The following is a 21,334-nucleotide window of genomic DNA, read 5'->3' as shown; positions in this document are numbered from 1 at the left end:
ACTTAGGGGTGAAGCATGGCATAGATGCGTTCGGCGAGGCCGCGATCAATCCCCTTCACGCTCATCAATTCTTCGACGCCTGCCGCTTCGACACCGGCCAGACCGCCAAAAGCCTTCAACAGCGCAGCGCGTCGACGTGCACCCACGCCTGCGACGTCTTCCAGCGTACTCCGCTCACGGGCCGCTTCACGCCGCCGGCGGTGCCCGCTGATCGCAAAACGGTGCGCTTCGTCACGAACCGCGGCGACCAGGTGCAGCGCCGGCGACGAGGTACCCGGATGCAGCGTCTTCCCGCTCTCGGCGAGCACCAGCGTCTCCTCCCCGGCGCGACGCCCCGGCCCCTTCGCCACGCCAACCACACGAATGCCTTCGACGCCGAGCTCGCGCAGCACGTCCATGGCCTGCCCCACCTGACCGGCACCACCGTCGATCAGCAGGATGTCCGGCCTGGCCCCGCCCTCCACGACCTTCTTGAAGCGGCGCGTGAGGGCCTGGTACATCGCGGCATAGTCGTCGCCAGGGGTGATGCCCGCGATATTGAAGCGGCGGTAATGCGACTTCTCCGGACCTTCCGGGCCGAACACCACGCACGATGCCACCGTGGCCTCGCCGCGCGTATGACTGATATCGAAACACTCGATCCGTCGCGGCGGCGCATCCAACTGGAGCACCTTCTGCAGATCGTCGAAGCGGGCCAGCAGCGTATGTCGGCTGGCGAGGCGCGAGGTGAGCGCGGCACTGGCGTTGCGCTGGGCCATTTCGAGGAAGCGTGCACGCTCGCCGCGAACGCTGGGTTTCAGCGACACGACATAGCCGGCGTGATCGGAAAGCACCTGCGCAAGCACCTCGATGTCTTCCACCGGATCGCTCAGCACCAGTTCCCGCGGTACCTGGCGCTCCAGGTAGTACTGCGCGATGAACTGCGCGAGCACATCGCCCACGGAAGCATCGATCGGCAGGCGCGGGAAGAAATCGCGCGACCCCAGGCTCACGCCGTTACGGAAGAACAGCACGCTCACGCAGGCCATGCCGCCCTCCAGGCAACAGGCGATCACATCCATGTCCGCGCTGGCACCCTGCACGAAGTGCTGGGCCTGGAGTTTGCGCAGTGCCGACACCTGGTCACGCAATGTGGCCGCGCGCTCGAAGTTCAGCGCCATGCTGGCCTGGTCCATCGCCACGGCCAGCTCGTCGATGACCGCGCTGCTGCGACCCTCGAGGAACATCTCGGCATGGCGCACGTCGTTCTGGTAGTCGGGCACGTCGATCAGGCGCACGCAGGGCGCGCTGCAGCGGCCGATCTGGTGCTGCAGGCACGGGCGAGAACGATTACGGAAATAACTGTCTTCGCACTGGCGCACCTTGAACAGCTTCTGCATCAGGCCAAGGCTCTCGCGCACGGCGAACGTGCTCGGGTAAGGACCGAAATACCGACCCGGCCCGGTCTTCGCGCCGCGATGGAAACCCAGGCGCGGATACTCCTCGCCCGCCGACAGGTAAATGTAGGGATAGCTCTTGTCGTCGCGCAGCACGATGTTGTAGCGCGGCTTGAGCGACTTGATCAGTTGCGATTCGAGAAGCAGCGCCTCGCCCGCCGTACGCGTGAGGGTGACTTCGGCCCGCGCGATCTGCGACACCATGGAGGCGATGCGCGGATCCATGGGCGGCTTCAGGAAGTAGTTGCTGACGCGCTTCTTGAGATTGGCCGCCTTACCGACATACAGGAGCTCGTCCTCCGCATCGAAATAGCGGTAGACGCCTGGCGAGGTGGTGAGGTGGCGGACGAAGGCCTTGCCATCGAACGGATGCGACTCGGTGTGCTCCATGGCCGACATTTTAGCGTGTCGGCGCTGACCGGACGCAAAAACGCCGGCATGGGGTGGACCATGCCGGCGCTAACCTTCCGTGGGGTGTCGCCGCCCTTGGGGGATGACAGTGGCGACAGGGATAGATTAAGGGCTCACCCTCGCTGGCGCCCTCGGCGCAGGTCGGCCCCGTGAGTCGGGCTCGCCCTCGCCGGGCTGTAAGGAATCCCTGACCCCGCTCAGTGGCCGCCCGAGGCCAGCCAGCGCTCCGCCCGCACCAGGTCCTCGGCGGTGTCGATGCCCGGCGGGAAGGGTTCCGGCGTCAGTTGGACCGAGATGGGGTAACCGTGTTCAAGGGCACGCAGCTGTTCGAGCGACTCCGCGCGCTCCAGGGGCGTCCTCGGCAGCGCCGCCAGGCGGCGCAGGAAGCCCGCACGGTAGGCGTAGATGCCGATATGACGAAGGAAGGGGACGTCCGTCGGAAGGGTCTGCCGACTCTGGGCGAAAGCGTCGCGCGCCCAGGGCGCCGGCGACCGGGTGAAATAGAGTGCGCGGCCGTTGCCGGCGCGAACGACCTTCACGATATTCGGATCGAAGAATTCCTCCGCGTGCGTGATCGGCGTGGCGAGGGTGGCCATCGGCGCCTCGTCGCCGGCCAGCGCCGCGACCACGGCGCGGATGCCCGCTGCCGGCGCGAACGGCTCGTCGCCCTGCAGGTTCACCACGATGGTGTCCTCGGGCCAGCCGAAATGGCTGGCCGTCTCGGCGATACGGTCGCTGCCCGACGCGTGATCCTCGCGGGTCATGCAGACCAGGATGTCACCGCAGCCGCGCAACTCGTGGGCGACGCGGTCGTCGTCGGTCGCCACCACCACTTGCGCCGCACCGGCCTGCCCTGCCCGGGCCGCCACACGGCGGATCATCGACTCGCCGTCGATCTTCAGCAACGGCTTGCCCGGCAGGCGAGTCGAGCCGAAGCGCGCGGGCACCACGACGACGAACGGTGGGATCTTGAGGGCCATGACGACTTCCGTAACGGGAAAGCAAAGCGTAACGCCTTCCCGCCATCGGGGCCATGTATCAGCGTGCGCTTTCCAGCTGGAAACCGACGCTGTTGGCCAGCGCCATGAAGCCGGGGAACGACGTGGCGACGTTGCCGCAGTCGCCGATGGCGATCGGCGCCGAGGCCACGAGGCCGGCCACGGCGAAGCTCATGGCGATGCGGTGATCGCCGTGGCTGTCGATCGCGCCGCCGCCGATCGTGCCGCCCTGGATCATCGCGCCGTCCGGCAACTCGTCGATCTTCACGCCACAGGCTTGCAGGCCCGCCGCCATGCTGGCAATGCGGTCCGACTCCTTCACACGGAGCTCGGCGGCCCCACGAATGGTGGTGAGTCCGTCGGCCACCGCGGCGGCGACGAACAACGCAGGAAACTCGTCGATCATGTCCGGCACGATATCCAGCGGCAGTGCGACCCCATGCAAACGCCGATAACGAACGACGAGATCGCCGATGTCTTCGCCGCCGCTGCTGCGCTCGTTCTCCACCGAGATGTCGGCACCCATCAGTTCCAGCGCGGCCAGCAAGCCGGTGCGCCGCGGATTGAGGCCGACGCCTTTGAAGCGCAACGCGGAACCGGGGACGATGCAGGCCGCGACGATGAAAAACGCCGCCGACGAAATATCCGCAGGCACGTCGACATCCACCGCGCGCAGGGTGTGGCCGCCTTCGACCGTCGCCTTGCCTGGCGAGTAGACGATGGGCCAGCCGAAAGCCTTGAGCATGCTTTCGGTGTAGTCGCGCGTCGGGTGCGGCTCGATGACTTCGGTCTTGCCCTCGGCATACAGGCCGGCGAGCAACAGTGCCGACTTGATCTGCGCGCTGGCAACGGGCGGGTGATACGTGATGCCTTTGAGCTTCGCGCCCCCATGGATGCGCAAGGGCGGCTTGCCGTCCTCGGTGTCGATCGAGGCACCCATCGTCGTCAGCGGATCGGTAACGCGACGCATCGGCCGGCGCGACAACGACTCGTCGCCAACGAGGGTGGAATCGAATGCCTGCCCGGCGAGCAGCCCCGCGAGCAAGCGCATACCCGTGCCTGCGTTACCGCAATCGAGCGGTTCGCTCGCTCCGCGCAAGCCGTGCAGGCCGACACCATGGACAAGGCGCTCGCCGGCGGCGGGCGTGTCGAAACGCACACCCAGCTTGCCGAGGATGGCCGCCGTGGCGCGCGTGTCCTCGCCCTCGAGGAAGCCACGGATATGCGACGTACCTTCGGCGAGGGCACCGAACATCAACGCCCGATGCGACACGGATTTGTCGCCCGGCACGACGACGTCGCCATGCAAGGGGCCGGCAGCGGCGCGGCTCAGCCAGTCCAGGCGGGTCATGGCAGGTTCTCCAGAAGGCGTTGAAGCTCGGCGCGGCTACCGATACTGACCCGCACGGTATGCGGCAGACGATAACCACCCATCGGGCGCACGATCACCCCGCGTTCGAACAAATGCGCTTCGAAAGCGGCGGCATCGCGACCCAGGTCGACGAGCAGGAAATTGGTTTGCGACGGCAACACGCGCAGGCCGCGAGCGGTGAGCTCGTCGGCCAGCCACCCGCGATCGCGTCGATTGGCCTCGCGCACCCGGGCCCGATGCTCGTGATCGCCAAGCGCCGCCTCGGCGGCGGCCAGGGCCACCCCGTTGACGTTGAACGATTCGCGCAGGCGCTCGCAAACGGCGGCGACGGATGGATGGCTGAGCATGTAGCCGATGCGCAGGCCGGCCAGCGCGTACGCCTTGGAGAACGTACGCGTGACGATGAGGTTCGGGAAACGACCGAGCAGGTGCATCGCCGTGCTGAGACCCGGGGCATCCACGTATTCGTGATACGCCTCGTCCACGACGACCAGCGTCTGGATCGGCACCTTGTTGAGGAAGTCCTCGAGTGCGGCGTCCGTGAACCACGTGCCGGTGGGGTTGTTCGGGTTGGCCAGGTAGACCAGCCGCGTCGACGGCGTCACCGCCGCCGCGATCGCGTCGAGGTCGTGGCCATACGGCGCCTCCGGGTGGTCGGACGGCAATGCCGGCACGGCAAGGGACGGCGCACCCGCCGCCGCTGCGGCGATCGGAAACACCGCGAAGCCATAGTGCGAATGCACCACGGGATGCTCGGCATCGGCGAAACACTGCGCCAGCAGCATCAGTAGTTCATGCGAGCCGTTGCCCAGCGTGATGCCGGAGACAGGCACGCCCAGTTCGCTCGATAGCCGGTGCTTCAGCGCGGCGCCGAGAGGATCGGGGTAGCGCCAGATGTCCTCGAGTACGCGCGTGGCGGCGCGCATGGCAAGCGGGCTCGGCCCGAGCGGGTTCTCATTGGAACCGAGCTCGGACAGCACGCTGCCGAACTGCAGGCGCAGGGCGGGAAGGTCGTGACCGGGATCGTAGGCACGCAGGGCCGACGTCGCCCGGTTGGCGAGCGTCGCCGCATCGAACGCCGCGGTCATGGCAAGGCGACAGGGTAGGAGCCGAGCACGCGCACATCCGCGGCGGCGGGCTTCATCTCGTCGAGCGCGGCCTGCAGCGCTTCATCCTCGACATGACCGGAGACGTCGATGAAGAAGGCGTACTGCCACTTGCCCGTATGCGCCGGACGCGACTCGATACGGTTCATGCTGATGTCGTGGCGTGCGAGTGGGCTGAGCACGTCGTACAAGGCACCCGGCTTGTCCTTCACCGAAACCAGCAGCGACGTGCGGTCGTTACCCGACGGCGGGAAGATGGAACGGCCGATGACAAGGAAGCGCGTGGTGTTGTCCGACCGATCCTCGATCGGCCCGGCGATGGTCTTCAGCCCGTAGACACGACCGGCGGTTTCGCCGGCGATGGCCGCGGCTTCCGGCGCCAGACGCGCCATCCGTGCGGCTTCGGCGTTGCTCGACACCGGCACGCGCTCGGCATCCGGCAGGTTGACGCGCAGCCATGCCTGGCACTGCTGCAACGACTGCGGATGCGAATAGATGCGCTTGACGTCCTTCAGCTCGCCGCTGAGCGAGAGCAGGTTCTGGTGAACGCGCAGTTCCACTTCGCCGCAGATGGTGGCCTTGGAGACGAGGAACATATCCAGGGTCATCTGGATCATGCCCTGCCCCGAGTTTTCCACCGGGACGACACCGAAGTCGGCGTTGCCGGCAGCCACTTCCTGGAACACTTCCTCGATGCTGCCCAGCGGCAGACCGTACGCGGCATGACCGAAATGTTTGCGCACTGCCTGCTCGCTGAAGGTGCCCTCGGGGCCGAGGAAACCGATCTTCAGCGGCTGCTGCTGCGAAAGGCAGGACGACATGATCTCGCGGAACAGACGTACCAGCTCCGCGTTCGGCAGCGGGCCGTCGTTGCGGTCGATCACGCCGCGCAGCACCTGGGCTTCCCGTTCGGGTCGGTAATACTCCACCGCCGCCTTCAACGGGCCCTTGGCCCGGCCGACCTGCTGCGCCCACCGGGCACGTTCGCTGATGAGCGACTGCAGTTGCTGGTCGATGCTGTCGATGCGCGTACGCGCTTCGGTCAGCGTGGCTTGTTTGTCGGCGGGGGTCTTACTCATGAACGTCCAGGCGGTTAAGTGGTTACAAATGAAACGGTTACCACCGCAACAGCTATGCTGCACTGCGGTGACCCCCGACTTTAACCGTGCTTCGCTGCAAAGTCCCGCATGAAGTTCACGAGCGCATCCACAGCCTCCTGGGGAACCGCGTTGTACAGCGATGCGCGCATGCCGCCGACGGCCTTGTGTCCTTTCAGCGCAAGCAGGCCGGCCGCTTCGGATTCGGCGAGAAATGCCGCATCCAACGCGCTGTCATGCAGGGTGAAAGGCACGTTCATCCGCGACCGCGAGTCGACCGCCACCGGGCTGCGATAGAAGCCGCCGGAGCCGTCGATCGCGTCGTAGAGCGTTTTCGCCTTGCGCGCGTTACGCTCGCCCATGGCGGCCAGACCGCCCTGGGCTTCCAGCCATTCGAAGGTGAGGCCGGCGAGATACCAGCCCCAGGTATTGGGTGTATTGAGCATGGAATCGCTCGCCGCATGCTCCGCATAGCGAAAGATCTTCGCCATCGGCCGGCCTTTGCGCGCCAGCAGGTCGTCGCGAAAGATCATGACGACCAGGCCGGACGGACCGATATTCTTCTGCGCGCCGGCGTAGATCAGCCCGAATTTCGAGACGTCCACCGGCTCACTGAGGATATTCGACGACATATCGGCGATCAGGGGAATGTCACCCACCTCCGGCACGTCGTGGAATTCCACGCCGTGAATCGTTTCGTTCGGGGTGTAATGAATGTACGAAGCGCGTGGATTGAGCGTCCAACCCTCCCGCGGCGGCAAGGCGAGGTAGTTCGCCGCCTCCGAGGTGGCCGCCACGCGGGCATCGATATAAGGCGCTGCTTCGCGTACGGCCTTTTCGCCCCAGTGGCCGGTGACGATGTAATCGGCACTATCGCCTTCGGCAGCAAGATTCATCGGAATCTGTGCGAAATGCTGGGTCGCCCCGCCCTGCAGGAACAGGACCTTGTAGTTCGCCGGTACCGCCAACAGCATCCGCAGCCTTTGCTCGGCGGCGGCGGCTAATTCCATGAAACGCTTGCCGCGATGGGAAAGCTCCATCACCGACGCACCCGATCCGTTCCAATCGAGCATTTCCGCTTGCGCGCGCTTGAGGACCATTTCCGGCAAGGCTGCGGGGCCGGCGCTGAAATTCCAGACTCTGCTCACTTCGTTCTCGGGTCGGAAGGGGAACAGCCATTATGCCTCGGACGGGCATTCCTGAAACCTAACCGAAAAATGATGCGGAGATAACATTTCGAGGCGTAAATCTGACCGTGCCAGCCCATCCATGGAAGGCGCCAACCGGCGTCGGGATATCAGACAAAAGGACCTTGTCATGAGCGACCAGCCCGTTCCGCCGGCCGTCGAGCAGCCCACCGCCCTCCAGCGCCTGCGCGAGAGGGGGATCCACTCCGTCTTCGATGTCGTCCGCGAGGAACGCGGCGATTTTGTCGCACGCATGGGAAGCGACGAGACGAGCGAAGCGGAGGCCCGGGAGCTGTACGACCTAGCCCTGCAACGGGCTTCGGGCCTGGTTCGCCTGCATACGGAGCTGATCGCGCGCGATGAGCCGGCCAGCCGGACCCTGCCGAAACTGGCATCCGGCGGTTCGCATGAGCGGATGGAGGCGCTGTCGATCGGAGACGGCGGCGATTACGAAAGCTGGTTCGCCAGGGCAGGCCTGTTCCCCGCACCGGACTCGGTGGCTTCGCTGTTCTCGCCGGCGAGCTACCTGGTCGACCTGTACCGCGTGGCGAAGAAACTGCACGCCACGACAAGCGAGTACCACATCGACAAGCGGCGCCCCGATCTCCAAGGGCTCCCGTTGACCCAGGCGCGCATGGATACCGAACTGCCGACGCTAGAACTCGTCAACGAGATTCTTGCGCGTGGCATCGAGGGTTCGACGACGGCGACGGACACCGCCGATCAACTCATCGCCGGTGCGGTGTTTCCCTTCGGCCTGCCGTACGACGTGCGCGCCGATGAGATTAGCCTGGGGATGCGTGCGCTGGGAACCGACGAAGTGCGGGTTCGCCAGGCATTGGGCGAGCTGGATCATGGCAGCTTTCAGATCGGTGCCGATCCGGCGGCACAGCACCGCAGCACTTTTTCCGGCGAAGTGGTTCGAGCCTGCCTCGATCTGTCGCCCGGTGAATACGGGATGATGGTCAACACCGTTGCGGACGATCCCGCGGCCACTGCGCGCCACTGGGGTGGATCAAATCCTGCCGTCGTAGCAGCCAGTGACATCATCGACCGATCGCGATGCTCACTCGCCGACATCCATGAAGTACTTGCCACGACGCGGGCTAACATAGGCAACCAAGAGAACAACAACATCGCCGAACCCGCGGCATATGGTGCGAAGTTCCTGAATTCCAAACGCCCTTCCCCCTCCGTCACCTTCGATGCGGCACCCGATGCTCCCGACCCCTATGGGGCGTTCGTGAACATGACCGGGCAGCACCCCGAGTATCTCCACCGCCTCATGCGGCTGAAGGCTCGCGTTCCCCTGACCTACGAGGAAATCGATTGGATCTACGCGCAAAGTGGCGACTCAGGTTCAGCGCTGAGCGCGACACTTCGAGGCATTGCTACATACCTGCGTCTACACGATCGTTCGGGTTTGACTGTCGACGTGTTCGCCGCCCTCGTCGGCAACATCAACTTCTACACCAAGGGACGAAAGTCGCCGTTTCTTGAAGAACTCTTTCAACGCGATTTCTTGCTTGAACTCGGCAGGAACATCGATTTCGGAACGGCCCCCGACCCGGCCGGGAATAGCGCCACACCGACACGACTCGCACAAGGTCTCGGCATAGACCTGCAAACGTTGCGCAAGCTGGCTTGCCTAGCCACGAAGAAGGAACTGGCAGAACACGTCGTCATCTCGCAGTCTCTCGATTTCTGGGGCGCGCTGTACCGACTGGTCCACATCCCGCGTCTGGCGGGCCTCAACGTGGACGAAGGGCTTGCACTATGGTCCTGCATGGAATCCACACCCGGCGCCATAGTGGGCAAGCTATGCCAGGCCGCGGGCACGGATCGCTTTGACAGCGCACAGCATATTCTGCTGCGCACGCTGGCTTGCACCGACTGGCTGCGCGAACGCGAGATCGACATACCCACCCTGATGGCACTGGTGTCGACAAAGCACCGCACCACGGCGACGGTAGACATCCTTCAGTTCATCGCCAATCTGCACGCAAGCACCAACGGCGATGCGGGGGACTTCGCCTCCATCAAGGCGTCGGACGATGAGTTCATGCAAGACCAGCTGGCCCGACACGTCGGCGCGCAGTTTGGCCTGACCGCTGGCGTCGCCCGGGCCATGATCTACTGGATCGATCGGGTCATCGCCACGATGGATCCGGAGCTCAAGGACTACTCGAGCGAACAGTTTTGGAAAGACATCGCCAGTCCTTACAAGGCCTCCGCACCGACATCGCTCGGCGAGATCGGCCCCAGGCCCGTGCAGTACTGCCACCTGCTCGGACAGTTCGCCCTTGCCTGCCACCTGACCGGCTTGCAGGAACAGGACATCGCCCTGATCGTCGCGCCCAGGGACGGCACATCGCGACTGTGCAGTAGCGAGATTCCTCCGCTGACGCTGGAGACCGTGTTCTGGCTGTTCAACTACACAGAATGGCGCGATGCGCTGACAGGATCGGCGGCAGAAGCCCGGCTTCATCTGGGGCACAGCGCAGTCGCACCGCCGGCGTCCGAGAATCCGGCGTATCTTCTCGCGCACTTCGCCGAACTGAATGGATGGGAAGCCGAACTCGCGACCGGCGTATGGACGATCATCGGCCACACGCCGACCGACACGCTCCGGGACATGCGATACGTTCGACAGCTTTCTCAGTGGATCGCCGTGGCAAAGCAGCTCGAACTATCCCCCGAGAAGCTCGGCGTCATGCACACCCTGGTAAACATGACCGATCTGTCCGACAGTCACGGTACGCGCGAGGCGCTATCCGCGGCCGTTCTCGCTGCCGTTCGTTCCCATGCCAGCGCCTCGAAATCGAATGAGCTCACCGAGCAGCTCGTCGAACGTCGTCGCGACGCCCTGCTCCGGTACTACCTCCACAATGTCGTGCCCGAGGCGCTGAAGCCAAAGATCAAAACAGCGGACGACCTCTACGAATACATGCTGATCGACGCACAGGTGTCCGCGAAGGTGACGACATCTCGCGTCGCCGAGGCCATCTCCAGCGTTCAGCTGTACTTGCACCGCTGCCGCGAAGGCCTGGAGCCCAGTGTGCTGGGAAACGCACTAGCGACGGAAATGCGCCCGGGTGGCTACTTTGCGTTCTGGGATGCGTATAACAAACGCTATGGCACCTGGGCAGGACTGCAAAGACTCTTGCGCTACCCCGCCAGCTATATCGACCCGACGTTGCGATACACCAAGACAAAGTCGTTTCGCACACTCGAGGATGCACTCAGCCAGGGCCGGTTGACCGGAGAGCGCGCCGAAGATGCATTCTTCGCCTACCTGGATGCCCTTCGCACCGTATTCGATATCGAGTACATCGATGGTTTTCAAATGGGGACGGCTATGGATTCCCCCATCCTCTTCCTGGGCAGGAACAACGATTCACCGGTGCGTTATTTCTGGCGGCAGACCGGTCCGGCGACTGTCGAGGCGCCGTCGGCGTGGACCGAGTGGCTTCCGGTCGAAGCCGATATACCTCCGTACAGTAAGCCAGGTGAACAACCTTCCATCGTGTATTTCTCGGGCGCCCCCCGGGTCGTTTGGTGGACATGGAAAACGACGGGCGTCACTTCATCCACCGTTGCAACCACCCTACCCGAGATAGACGCCTTGGTGCTGGATAATGCAGCGCTTAAAGAAGATCTTCAGCTCTACGTCAACATAGCGAGCCTACGCAACGATCACACGTGGGTAACCTACGAACACGCTATCGCCCGGACTGACGAGGACTTGTCGGGAACCTTTGTCACAGTCTATGAGCAATATGGTGAGGAGCACCTTCTGTTCGTCGCGCCGCGAAAGGCAGATCCCACACTGCCCGGCGCCCTCCGCTCCTTCAACAGGTCGCTTATTGCGGGTCCAGGTCCGGGCGGCGTCTTCCTCTTCCCATGGCCGCGAGATGGAGCGGTTCGTGAAGTCCGTAGAAATGCGTTGGCCGGTCCAAGGTGTCCGAAGTACCAGACAACCGACCCGGAAATGACGATAGAGGCGTTTATATCAAGCGACGGTTTGTTCGATATCGAGGTCAAGGCACCGTTAATCGCAATAAAGCCCGTCACCCTCACCCTGTATTTTGACGATGCCGAGGAGCTGACACTCGCCTTCGGAGCCATTGCTGCCGGCGGCAGCCGCCGTCTCCCCGTGGGACGAACATGGAAGGGTTTATGGACCGCCCAATGGAGCATAGCCGGCGTCTTCGGGGCCGACATACCTTGGACCACGGTGTGGTGGGCCAATGCCTCATTGCAGGGCATCGGCACCGGCGTGCCGGGATATCAGACGCTTGTTCCGGATACCTACTATCCCGATAGAGACCATCGCCACTGGTTGTCGACCCGGGCAGCGCCGGTGTTGCAGGAAAGGATTCGCCACGGCGTCGATTCGCTTCTTTCGTATGCGACGCAAACCATGCTCGTCGAACCGAGCAATGCTCCCGGCTTCATGACACACCCCATTCGCTGGATCGGCGGCGCCGCCAGCTACATGTGGGAGCTCTTCTTCCACGCCCCCTTCCTCATCGCTTGCCGCCTGCTCGACGAACAACGCTTCGACGAGGCGGAAACCTGGTTGCGTCGCATCTTTTCGCCCTCGGGTTACGTCGATGCCGAAGGCAACCTCGACACGGACCCCAACGGTAACGTCCGCTATTGGAACGTTCGTCCGCTGCAGGAAGACACGGCCTGGGGACCGGTCCTATCGACGGGCACGGACGATCCCGACGCCGTGGCCATGTCCGACCCGATGCACTACAAGCTCGCCGTCTACCAACGCTGGATGCAGCTGTACATGAATCGCGGCGACATGGCCTATCGCCAGCAGACGCGCGACACCATGACCGAAGCGAAGATGTGGTACGTGCAGGCCAGCCAGATGCTCGGACGGCGGCCCTACTTCCACGGCTTGCTGCCGGGCGTCTGGACGGACCCCACGTTGAGCGTGGCCGCCGCGACAACCAATCCCGCGCTCGACGCGCTCGAGACGCTGGTCGGGGACGCCTCGGTCGCGCTGCCGCCAACGCAGATGGGCCAGGTGCGCATCGTCGACGGCGTCTTCCTGGCGCCGGTCGACGAGGGCACCCTCGTCTGGTGGGACCGTTTCGCGCAACGCCTCTACAACCTGCGTCACGGCCTCTCCCTAGACGGGCAACCCCTGCACCTCCCCCTCTATGAAACCCCTGTCTCGCCGCGCGACCTCCAGCAGCGCCGGCTCGCCGCCGATGCCGGCGCCGGTGGTTTCGACGCGGGAGCAGTCACCCTGCCCGCCTTCCGTTTCCTCGTATTGCACGACCGCGCCCGCGCGGCAGTCCAGCAACTGATGCAGTTCGGTTCGAACTTGCAGGGCATCCTCGAACGTCGCGACTATGACGCGCTGAATGTGCTCCAGCAGACCCAGGCCGTGCAGATCCACGAGCTGACCGGCAAGGCCCATGCCTTGCAGATCAAGGTACTCGAACACACCGCGACGGGGCTGCAGGTGGCGCGTGCCCAGGCCAGCGAACGACAGCGCCACTACGCGGGTCTCGTCAGCCAGTTCATGAACGCCGCCGAGATCGCGAGCATGGGCATGCGTACCGCAGCCCCCATCCTACTTCACGGCAGTGTCGGCGCTACCGTGACGGCAGCGGCCCTCGACATGGTGCCCAACACCTGGATCGCCGGCATGGCCGCCGGCGTAGGCGGCACCACATGGAGTGCGGTGGCGCGGGCCGTGGCAGAAGGCCTGACCACCGAGGCGAACGTCCTGGAGATGACCGCCGGCACGCTCGACATGGTCGCCGGATTCCAGCGACGCCGTGAGGAATGGCAACTGCAGAGCAGCCAGGCGGCCTTCGAAATCGCACAGCTGGATACCCAGATCGCCGCCAACGCCGCGGCGTACGATCAGGCACTGAAGCAGGCGACGCAGATGGACATCGAGCACGGCTACGCCCAGGCGGTGCTCGACACGCTCACGACACGTTTCACCGGCAAGGACCTGTTCAACTGGCAAGCCGGCCGCGTGAGCACGCTGTACTACCAACTGTATGACGCCACCTTGAGCTTGTGCAGCTGGGCGCAGAAGGCCTATCAGTTCGAAACCGACGATGGCGGCACGTTCTTTCAGCCTGGCGCGTGGGACGACCGCTACCAGGGTCTGCTCGCCGGCGAAAGCCTCGCGCTCGGGCTGCAACGACTGGAGCGTGCCTACCTCACGTGGGATCAACGTGCCCTCGAGGTCGAGCGCACGCTATCGCTCGGGGCACTGGCAGGCCAGTCGCTTGGCGACCTCATCGCCGAGGCACTCGATACGAAGGCACCTGCGGCCAACCAAGGGAAGCTGACCGTCGGTTATGAAGAAGATGTCCTGACACTGTCCTTCGTACTGAAAGACGCGGGCATCCTCGACGACTACCCTTCGGGCATGCAGTTGGGGACAAAACGGCGCATCAGGTCGATCGCCGTCACCCTCCCCGCCGTGCTCGGACCGTACGAGGACATTCGCGCGGTGCTCGGTTATGCCGGCGGCGCGGCCGCGCAACTGCCCAGTGGATGCACGGCGGTCGCCCTCTCGCGTGGCCTCGCCGATAGCGGCCAGTTCGTGCTCGATTTCAACGACGGAAAGTACCTGCCGTTCGAAGGCATACCGGTCGACGATACCGGCACGCTGAGCCTGCGCTTCCCCAACGGCACGTCGCGCAAGCAGGAGGACATGCTGCGCAGCATCACCGACGTGATCCTGCATGTTCGCTACACCATCCGAAAGGACCAGTCGGCGTGAACGAGCAAGGTGCCGGACAGAGCCGACGCTCAGAAATGGATGAACAGCACCGCTGCGATACCCAGCGCCAGCACGGCCGCCGTGAGGATCAGCCACCAGACCTCGCCCCGCGGACCCGCCGTGTCTTCGGGCAAGGGCTCGGGCTCCGGCTCGGCCATCACCACGACCGGTTCCGCAGCCCAGCCTGGCGCGTCCAGCACGAAACGATGGGCGGCGATACCGATCTGGTCGCCGGGCTGCAACGCGGCGCGGACCACCTTGATGCCGTTCACCCGCACCGCATGCCGCGCAGGCACGCGCGACGCGTCGAGGACAAGCTCGTCGGCTTCCCAGACCAGGGTCAGCAACGCGGCATCGTTGCCGGGCAGTTCCAGCGGCATCGCCCCGTGGGACGCACCGAGCTCGAGCCGGTCGCGCACCGGCACGACGCGACCCGAAAGGGGACCCGCCACCGGCCGCAGCGCCAGCGTGCAGCGCGATTCGGTCGGTTCGTGGATATCCCGGGCATCGAGGTCCGCATCGTCGCGGATGAGCATGCGGCAATCGCCGAGGGAGAGGCTATCGCCCGGGCGCAGCAGCGCGCGCTCGCGCACGGGCCGCGCATTGACGTACACCCGCCCGGCTTCCGGTGCCACTTCCAGCACCAGACCGCGACGGTCCCGCTGGATGCGGACATGACGGGCGGCAACCTGGGTCTCGGACACGACGAGGTCGTTGTCCTCCGCGCGACCGATCGTGAGGACGGGCCGTGACCAGTGGAAATCACCGCGAGCCGAGCTGACGAATTCGATGCGCATGGAGGAACCGGGACGTTGACGAAGCAACTTTAGCAGAGTGCGGTATCTGTTTGAACGCAAAGGTGTCGTCGTAAGTGTCGACGTCACGTGACGTCGGGCCTGATAGACTCCGGCGCTTTCCCATCGACGAGGACGCCCCATGGCGAAGATCGATATCCGCCGCCCGCACGGCAAGACCGTGGCCGAGGCGCGCGCCGTGGTCGAACGCGTGGCCGAGCGCATGCGCGAGAAGTTCGGTACCGAAGGTGGCTGGGACGGCGACACCCTTACCTTCCAGCGCTCCGGCGTCAAAGGCGCCATCGCCGTTTCGCCGAGCGACGTGCACGTGACCGCCGAGCTGGGCATGCTGCTCTCCCCGCTCAAGGGCACGATCGAGGAAGAGATCCGCAGGAAGCTCGACGAGCAGTTCGCCTGACCCGCCCCCGGCTGGCCCGCAAAGGCCGGCTGTGGCATACTAATGGACTTATGCGGCCACTCCGGCCGTTCATCCGACCCGGAACACATGGCAAAAGACGACGTCATCGAAATGGAAGGCACGGTCCAGGAGACCCTGCCCAACACCATGTTCCGCGTGCAGCTCGAGAACGGGCACGTCATTACTGCCCACATCTCCGGCCGTATGCGCAAGCATTACATCCGCATCCTGACGGGCGACAAGGTGAAGGTCGAAATGACCCCCTACGACCTGACCAAGGGTCGCATCACCTACCGCATGAAGTAAGCGACGTTGATGCGATAACGAGAAAGGCCGCGCAGTGCGCGGCCTTTTTTCGTGTCTCGGCGGTGCCCTGATGGAACCGCATTGCTGTTGTAGGAGCCGATTCATCGGCGATCCTACCGTGTCGCAGCATCCATCGCCGATAAATCGGCTCCCACATGCAGCATCCATCGCCGATAAATCGGCTCCCACATATGGCTACCCCCGTGGTAGTTACCTCTGAGGTAGTTACCTCTGAGGTAGTTACCTTTGAGGTAGTTACCCCGGGGTAGTTACCTCTGTGGCAGTTACCCCGGTGGGAGCCGCTTTCTGTGGGAGCCGCTTCAGCGGCGAATCAAGACACGACCGCCGTCAGGCGGTCACAGCCGCCGGCTCCGCCGACTCCGTCTCCACATGCAGCTCGTCGCCTTCGACCGACAAGGTGACCTTGCCGCCTTCGGCCAGCTTGCCGAAGAGCAGTTCGTCGGCCAGTGCACGCTTGACCTTGTCCTGGATCACGCGGGCCATCGGACGGGCACCCATCTGCGGGTCGAAGCCATGCTCGGCCAACCAGCGACGGGCTTCCGGCGTCACGTCCACGCTGACCTTCTTCTCGGTCAACTGGGCTTCCAGCTCGATCAGGAACTTGTCCACCACGCGCAGGATGTGGTCGAAGTCCAGGGCGTTGAACTGGATGATCGCGTCGAGACGGTTACGGAACTCCGGCGTGAACATGCGGCGCAGGGTCTCCATGGCATCCGGCGCGTGGTTCTGCTTCATGAAGCCGATGCCGCGACGCGAAGCCAGCTGGGCGCCGGCATTCGTGGTCATGACGATCACGACGTTCTTGAAGTTGGCCTCGCGACCGTTGGTGTCCGTCAATACACCGCGATCCATGACCTGGAGCAGGATGTTGTAGACGTCCGGATGGGCCTTCTCGATTTCGTCCAGCAACAGCACGCAGTGCGGATGCTTGGTGATCTGCTCGGTCAGCAGGCCACCCTGGTCGAAGCCGACATAGCCCGGGGGCGCACCGACCAGGCGCGAGACCGAATGCGCTTCCATGTACTCGGACATGTCGAAGCGGACCATCTCGATACCCAGCTGCATGGCGAGCTGCTTGGTCACTTCCGTCTTGCCGACGCCGGTGGGGCCAGCGAGCAGGAAGCTGCCGATCGGCTTGGACGGATCGCCCAGGCCCGACCGTGCCATCTTGATCGACGAAGCCAGGGCCTCGATCGCCGCGTCCTGGCCGAACACCACCATCTTCAGGTTGCGCTCGAGGTTACGCAGCACGTCGCGGTCCGAGGCCGATACCTGCTTGGCTGGAATGCGTGCCATCTTGGCCACGATGTACTCGATCTCGGCCACGTCCACCTTGCCCGTGCGCTGGTCTTCCGGCAGCAGGCGCTGGCGCGCGCCGGCTTCATCGATGATGTCGATGGCCTTGTCCGGCAGCAGGCGGTCGGGGATGTGCTTGACCGAAAGATCAACCGCGGCGCGCAGCGCCTCACCGGTGTATTCCACGGAGTGGTGTTCCTCGAACCGGCTCTTCAGGCCCTTCAGGATCTCGATGGAGTCGGCCACGGTGGGCTCGACCACGTCGATCTTCTGGAAGCGACGAGCCAGCGCGCGGTCCTTCTCGAACACGCCGCGGAATTCCTGGAACGTGGTCGAACCGATGCAACGCAGCTCACCCGACGCCAGCATCGGCTTGATCAGGTTGGAAGCGTCCATGGTGCCGCCCGAGGCGGAACCCGCACCGATGATGGTGTGGATCTCATCGATGAAGAGGATCGTGTTCGGCTGCTTCTTGAGCTGGGCGATGACGGCCTTGAGGCGCTTTTCGAAGTCGCCGCGGTACTTGGTGCCTGCCACCAGGGCGCCGAGGTCCAGCGACCAGATCGTGCAGTCTTCCAGCACCTCCGGCACCTGGCCTTCGACGATGCGCTTGGCCAGACCCTCGGCCAGAGCGGTCTTGCCCACGCCAGCCTCACCCACATAAAGCGGGTTGTTCTTACGCCGACGGCAGAGCACCTGGATGGTCCGCTCGACTTCGTCCTCGCGGCCGATGAGCGGATCGATCTTGCCCTGGATGGCAAGTTCGTTCAGGTTGCTGGCGTATTCGCTGAGCGGATTGCCCTTGCCCTCGCTGCCTTCCTCGCCATCCCGTTCGGGATTGGACGCCTGGGCCGCCGACTCGTCGCCGATCTTGGCGATGCCGTGCGAGATGTAATTGACCACGTCCAGGCGGGTGATTTCCTGCTGATGCAGGAAATAGACCGCGTGGGAGTCCTTTTCGCCGAAGATCGCGACCAGCACGTTGGCGCCGGTGACTTCCTTACGGCCGGAGGACTGCACGTGGTAGACGGCGCGCTGCAGCACCCGCTGGAAACCCAGCGTGGGCTGCGTATCGCGCTCGTCCCCGGCCGGAAGCACCGGCACGGTTTCGGCGATGATCCGCTGGAGATCGGCCGCCAGACGCGGCAGATCGACGCCGCAGGCGCGCAGGGCGGCCAGGGCGGAGGTGTTTTCAGTCAAGGCAAGCAGCAGGTGCTCGACCGTCATGAATTCGTGGCGCTGTTCCCGGGCCTGCTTGTAGCAGTGCCCAATGGTGACTTCGAGATCCTTGCTGAACATACGGACCGTCTCCGATAGCTGTGGGCGGCGGGGACCAGCCCCTGTCATTGCCGCATGAACACCAGATGGGGTATCGGCTACATCTTTTCCATAGTGCACAACAGCGGGTGCTGATGAGACCGTGAGTATTCGTTGACCTGGGTCACCTTGGTTTCTGCCACTTCGCGGGTGAAAACGCCGCACACGCCCTTACCCCGGGTGTGTACGTGGAGCATGACCTGGACCGCACGTTCCTGGTCCATGCCAAAAAAGCTGCGCAAAACCTCGATCACAAAGTCCATCGGGGTGAAATCGTCGTTGAGCAGCACGACCTGGAAAAGCGGCGGCCGCGCCGTCTCCGGGCGCGTCGTTTCGATGGCGAGGCCGTGGCCGCGGTCGCTTTCCTGATCGTGTTCGTGTTCCTGGGACATTAATTAAGAACCTTCGGTACGCGATTCGATTATATACACCGGTTTCCCGACCACTTTGGGGTCGACATCAACAGGTAATGGCACAATATGCCTTTTACCAGAGCCCCTCCCCCCCCAATCAGCCGATGCCAACCTCCTCTTCCCTGGCCGAAAACGTCTGGTGCCCCCGTGTCACGGTGGCTTGCGTCGTCGCGCGCGGCGATCGCTTCCTCATGGTCGAGGAAGAGGTCCTTGGCGAGATCGCCTACAACCAGCCTGCCGGCCACCTCGACCCGGGTGAAACATTGCAGGCAGCGGCGGTGCGCGAAACGCTGGAGGAAACCGGTCATACCATCGCCCTGGATGCCTTCCTCGGCGTCTGGCAGTGGACCAGCCACGAGCACGGCGAGCAGGTGCTGCGTTTCGGGTTTGCCGGCCACGTCGTGGCCTACGATCCGGACCGCTCGCTGGATAGCGGCATCCGTCGGGCCCTGTGGCTGCGGCGCGACGAGATCGAGGCCATGGGCGCGCGCCTGCGCAGCCCGCTGATCCTCTCGACGATCGACGCCTGGCTGGACGGCCGGCGCCTGCCGCTCGACACGGTCGCCAGCATGCTGCCCGGGGCCGCCCCGTGAAGGTGATCCTCGGCGTCTCCGGTGGCGTGGATTCCTCGGTCGCAGCCCTCCTGCTCCAGCAGGCCGGGCACGAGGTCGAGGGCATGTTCATGCAGAACTGGGAAGAAGACGACCGCTCCGGCCCCTGCACCACCGACGACGACCGCAAGGATGCCGTGGCCGTTTGCGGGCGCCTGGGCATCCCGTTCCACGCCCGCAACTTCGCTGGCGAGTACTGGGACGGCGTGTTTGCCTACTTCCTGGCCGAATACGCCGCCGGCCGGACGCCCAACCCGGACGTGCTCTGCAATCGCGAGATCAAGTTCAAGACCTTCCTCGAGCATGCGCAGGCCCTGGGCGCGGACAAGATCGCGACCGGCCACTACGCTCGCGTCGACTTCCAGAATGGGCGTTACCGCCTGCTGCGCGCCGTGGATGCGGCGAAGGATCAGAGCTACTTCCTCCACGCGCTCGGCCAGAAGCAGCTTGCCGCCACCCTGTTTCCGGTCGGCGAGATCGAGAAGCCGCTGGTCCGCGAGCTGGCCCGCGAGGCCGAGCTGCCGACGCATGCGAAGAAGGATTCGACCGGCATCTGCTTCATCGGCGAGCGCGACTTCCGCGCCTTTCTCGCCCAGTACCTGCCAGCCAAGCCCGGCCCGATGGTCGATCCGGACGGCCGCACGATCGGCGAGCACCAAGGCGTCATGTATTACACGCTAGGCCAGCGCAACGGCCTGGGTATCGGCGGGCGCGCCGACGCACCGAACGAGCCGTGGTACGTGGTCGGCAAGGATGTCGCGGCGAACACGCTCATCGTGGCCCAGGGCGGAGAAAACCGCTGGCTGCAGTCCACACGGCTGATCGCGAGCGACGTGACCTGGGTCGCCGGCGAGGCACCTGGCCTCTCGTTCCGCTGCACGGCCAAGACACGCTACCGCCAGGCCGACCAGGCCTGCACGGTCGAATTACGCGGCGACACCTTGCACGTTTCCTTCGACGAACCGCAGCGCGCCGTCACCCCCGGCCAGTCCGTCGTGCTTTACGACGGCGAGGCCTGCCTCGGCGGCGCGGTGATCGCGGCCACCGACGCGCCTTACGGGGGGCTGGCCGCGTGAGGCGCCGCGCGCCCCTGGGGTCGCCGACGAATCGGCTCCTACAACCTCTTTATTCCCTATCCGAGTTTCATCCATGAACGAAGAACGCGTCCTCGCTCTCGCCGGGGTGTTCCAGGGCGCCGCCCTGGCCCAGCAGCTGGCCACCGATGGCCGCTGCGATGAGGTGGCGTTCGAAGCCAGCCTTGGCAGCGTGTTCCGCATCGACGCCGACTCGGTCGCATCGGTCTATGGCGGCGTGAGCGGCGTGCGCCGTGGCCTGCGCACCCTGGTCGCGCAGTTCGACGACGAGACACGCGATGTGGCCGTCATGCGCATGGCGATCACCGTGCTGCGCCTCGAGCGCTCGCTGTCACGCAACCGCGTGCTGCTCGAGCGCCTGCGCGAGGGCGTGGTCGCCACGCAGCGCCAGGTCGAGCACTTCGGCATGAACCATGCGAACGTCACCGCACGCCTGGCCGAGGTCTACGCCTCGACCCTCTCCACGCTCAAGCCGCGCGTGATGGTCACCGGCACGCCGGCCCACCTGCAGCAGAAGGCCGTTGTGGATCGGGTCCGTTCGGCGCTGCTCGCCTCCGCGCGCTCGGCGGTGCTCTGGCACCAGCTGGGGGGGCGTCAGTGGCAGTTGCTGATTTACCGGAAACAGTGCGCGATGCTGGCACGGGGCCTGTTGACCGGTTCGACGCTGGACGACGGCGGCTGAGCG

At 64.7% G+C, this 21,334-nt stretch carries 15 protein-coding genes; 6 read left to right on the top strand and 9 right to left on the bottom strand.

What is annotated here, in order from left to right; genetic code table 11:
• Positions 1-2 precede the first annotated feature (2 nt).
• From uvrC to serC, 6 genes are all read right to left on the bottom strand, one after another.
• A complete protein-coding gene (gene uvrC / locus VM621_RS11235; RefSeq protein WP_325469158.1) occupies positions 3-1,826 on the bottom strand; it encodes an excinuclease ABC subunit UvrC in 1,824 nt (607 codons plus the stop codon).
• Between the two features lie 218 nt (positions 1,827-2,044).
• Positions 2,045-2,827 (bottom strand): 3-deoxy-manno-octulosonate cytidylyltransferase, encoded by a 783-nt coding sequence (kdsB, locus tag VM621_RS11230; protein ID WP_325469036.1) that lies wholly within the window; start codon positions 2,825-2,827, stop codon positions 2,045-2,047.
• A gap of 58 nt (positions 2,828-2,885) precedes the next feature.
• Complete coding sequence (gene aroA / locus VM621_RS11225; RefSeq protein WP_325469035.1) at positions 2,886-4,196, bottom strand: 3-phosphoshikimate 1-carboxyvinyltransferase; 1,311 nt, start codon at positions 4,194-4,196, stop codon at positions 2,886-2,888.
• Positions 4,193-5,305, bottom strand: a complete 1,113-nt coding sequence (hisC, locus tag VM621_RS11220; protein WP_325469034.1) for a histidinol-phosphate transaminase — start codon at positions 5,303-5,305, stop codon at positions 4,193-4,195. Before hisC ends, aroA begins: the two co-directional genes overlap by 4 nt.
• Complete coding sequence (gene pheA, locus VM621_RS11215; protein WP_325469033.1) at positions 5,302-6,402, bottom strand: prephenate dehydratase; 1,101 nt, start codon at positions 6,400-6,402, stop codon at positions 5,302-5,304. The genes hisC and pheA overlap by 4 nt, the downstream gene beginning before the upstream one ends.
• A gap of 80 nt (positions 6,403-6,482) precedes the next feature.
• Positions 6,483-7,568 carry a 3-phosphoserine/phosphohydroxythreonine transaminase gene (serC, locus tag VM621_RS11210; RefSeq protein ID WP_325469032.1) on the bottom strand — a complete coding sequence of 362 codons (1,086 nt, stop codon included), beginning with the start codon at positions 7,566-7,568 and terminating at the stop codon, positions 6,483-6,485.
• Between the two features lie 121 nt (positions 7,569-7,689).
• Between serC and VM621_RS11205 the strand changes: the two genes are divergently transcribed.
• Positions 7,690-14,379, top strand: coding sequence for a neuraminidase-like domain-containing protein (locus VM621_RS11205; protein WP_325469031.1), 6,690 nt, complete (start codon positions 7,690-7,692; stop codon positions 14,377-14,379).
• 29 nt (positions 14,380-14,408) lie between these two features.
• Here the strand turns inward: VM621_RS11205 and VM621_RS11200 are convergent, their stop codons facing one another.
• Complete coding sequence (locus VM621_RS11200) at positions 14,409-15,176, bottom strand: FHA domain-containing protein (protein WP_325469030.1); 768 nt, start codon at positions 15,174-15,176, stop codon at positions 14,409-14,411.
• 139 nt (positions 15,177-15,315) lie between these two features.
• On the opposite strand from VM621_RS11200, the gene VM621_RS11195 reads away from it, so the two are divergent.
• Both VM621_RS11195 and infA read left to right on the top strand, forming a co-directional pair.
• Positions 15,316-15,591: a polyhydroxyalkanoic acid system family protein gene (locus tag VM621_RS11195; RefSeq protein ID WP_325469029.1), complete on the top strand. Its 276-nt coding sequence runs from the start codon at positions 15,316-15,318 to the stop codon at positions 15,589-15,591.
• An 87-nt stretch (positions 15,592-15,678) separates the two neighbouring features.
• Positions 15,679-15,897, top strand: coding sequence for a translation initiation factor IF-1 (gene infA, locus VM621_RS11190; protein WP_019466733.1), 219 nt, complete (start codon positions 15,679-15,681; stop codon positions 15,895-15,897).
• A gap of 348 nt (positions 15,898-16,245) precedes the next feature.
• Here infA and clpA read toward each other — a convergent pair whose 3' ends face one another.
• Together clpA and clpS are read right to left on the bottom strand one after the other, a co-directional pair.
• Positions 16,246-18,513, bottom strand: a complete 2,268-nt coding sequence (gene clpA / locus VM621_RS11185; protein WP_325469028.1) for an ATP-dependent Clp protease ATP-binding subunit ClpA — start codon at positions 18,511-18,513, stop codon at positions 16,246-16,248.
• 77 nt (positions 18,514-18,590) lie between these two features.
• Entirely contained in the window at positions 18,591-18,923 is a 333-nt protein-coding gene (gene clpS, locus VM621_RS11180) for an ATP-dependent Clp protease adapter ClpS (protein ID WP_046966087.1), read from the bottom strand.
• Between the two features lie 125 nt (positions 18,924-19,048).
• Between clpS and VM621_RS11175 the strand changes: the two genes are divergently transcribed.
• The 3 genes from VM621_RS11175 (at position 19,049) to hflD (ending at position 21,331) form a co-directional block, all read left to right on the top strand.
• On the top strand, positions 19,049-19,537 hold the full coding sequence (locus tag VM621_RS11175; protein WP_325469027.1) for an NUDIX hydrolase: 489 nt from the start codon (positions 19,049-19,051) through the stop codon (positions 19,535-19,537).
• Positions 19,534-20,631: a tRNA 2-thiouridine(34) synthase MnmA gene (mnmA, locus tag VM621_RS11170; RefSeq protein WP_325469026.1), complete on the top strand. Its 1,098-nt coding sequence runs from the start codon at positions 19,534-19,536 to the stop codon at positions 20,629-20,631. Before VM621_RS11175 ends, mnmA begins: the two co-directional genes overlap by 4 nt.
• Before the next feature lie 73 nt (positions 20,632-20,704).
• A complete protein-coding gene (hflD, locus tag VM621_RS11165) occupies positions 20,705-21,331 on the top strand; it encodes a high frequency lysogenization protein HflD (protein WP_325469025.1) in 627 nt (208 codons plus the stop codon).
• Positions 21,332-21,334 lie beyond the last annotated feature (3 nt).

The sequence above is a fragment of the Luteibacter sp. genome (genome assembly GCF_035539195.1).
In the GTDB taxonomy this organism is placed as follows: domain Bacteria; phylum Pseudomonadota; class Gammaproteobacteria; order Xanthomonadales; family Rhodanobacteraceae; genus Luteibacter.
This window is presented reverse-complemented; position numbering and strand designations above follow the sequence as displayed.

Excerpts from the sequence above, each read along its gene's own strand:
- uvrC (WP_325469158.1), bottom strand. The coding sequence starts at position 1,826 with ATGGAGCACACCGAGTCGCATCCGTTCGATGGCAAGGCCTTCGTCCGC.
- kdsB (WP_325469036.1), bottom strand. The coding sequence starts at position 2,827 with ATGGCCCTCAAGATCCCACCGTTCGTCGTCGTGGTGCCCGCGCGCTTC.
- aroA (WP_325469035.1), bottom strand. The coding sequence starts at position 4,196 with ATGACCCGCCTGGACTGGCTGAGCCGCGCCGCTGCCGGCCCCTTGCAT.
- hisC (WP_325469034.1), bottom strand. The coding sequence starts at position 5,305 with ATGACCGCGGCGTTCGATGCGGCGACGCTCGCCAACCGGGCGACGTCG.
- pheA (WP_325469033.1), bottom strand. The coding sequence starts at position 6,402 with ATGAGTAAGACCCCCGCCGACAAACAAGCCACGCTGACCGAAGCGCGT.
- VM621_RS11205 (WP_325469031.1), top strand. The coding sequence starts at position 7,690 with ATGGAAGGCGCCAACCGGCGTCGGGATATCAGACAAAAGGACCTTGTC.
- VM621_RS11200 (WP_325469030.1), bottom strand. The coding sequence starts at position 15,176 with ATGCGCATCGAATTCGTCAGCTCGGCTCGCGGTGATTTCCACTGGTCA.
- VM621_RS11195 (WP_325469029.1), top strand. The coding sequence starts at position 15,316 with ATGGCGAAGATCGATATCCGCCGCCCGCACGGCAAGACCGTGGCCGAG.
- infA (WP_019466733.1), top strand. The coding sequence starts at position 15,679 with ATGGCAAAAGACGACGTCATCGAAATGGAAGGCACGGTCCAGGAGACC.
- clpA (WP_325469028.1), bottom strand. The coding sequence starts at position 18,513 with ATGTTCAGCAAGGATCTCGAAGTCACCATTGGGCACTGCTACAAGCAG.
- clpS (WP_046966087.1), bottom strand. The coding sequence starts at position 18,923 with ATGTCCCAGGAACACGAACACGATCAGGAAAGCGACCGCGGCCACGGC.
- VM621_RS11175 (WP_325469027.1), top strand. The coding sequence starts at position 19,049 with ATGCCAACCTCCTCTTCCCTGGCCGAAAACGTCTGGTGCCCCCGTGTC.
- hflD (WP_325469025.1), top strand. The coding sequence starts at position 20,705 with ATGAACGAAGAACGCGTCCTCGCTCTCGCCGGGGTGTTCCAGGGCGCC.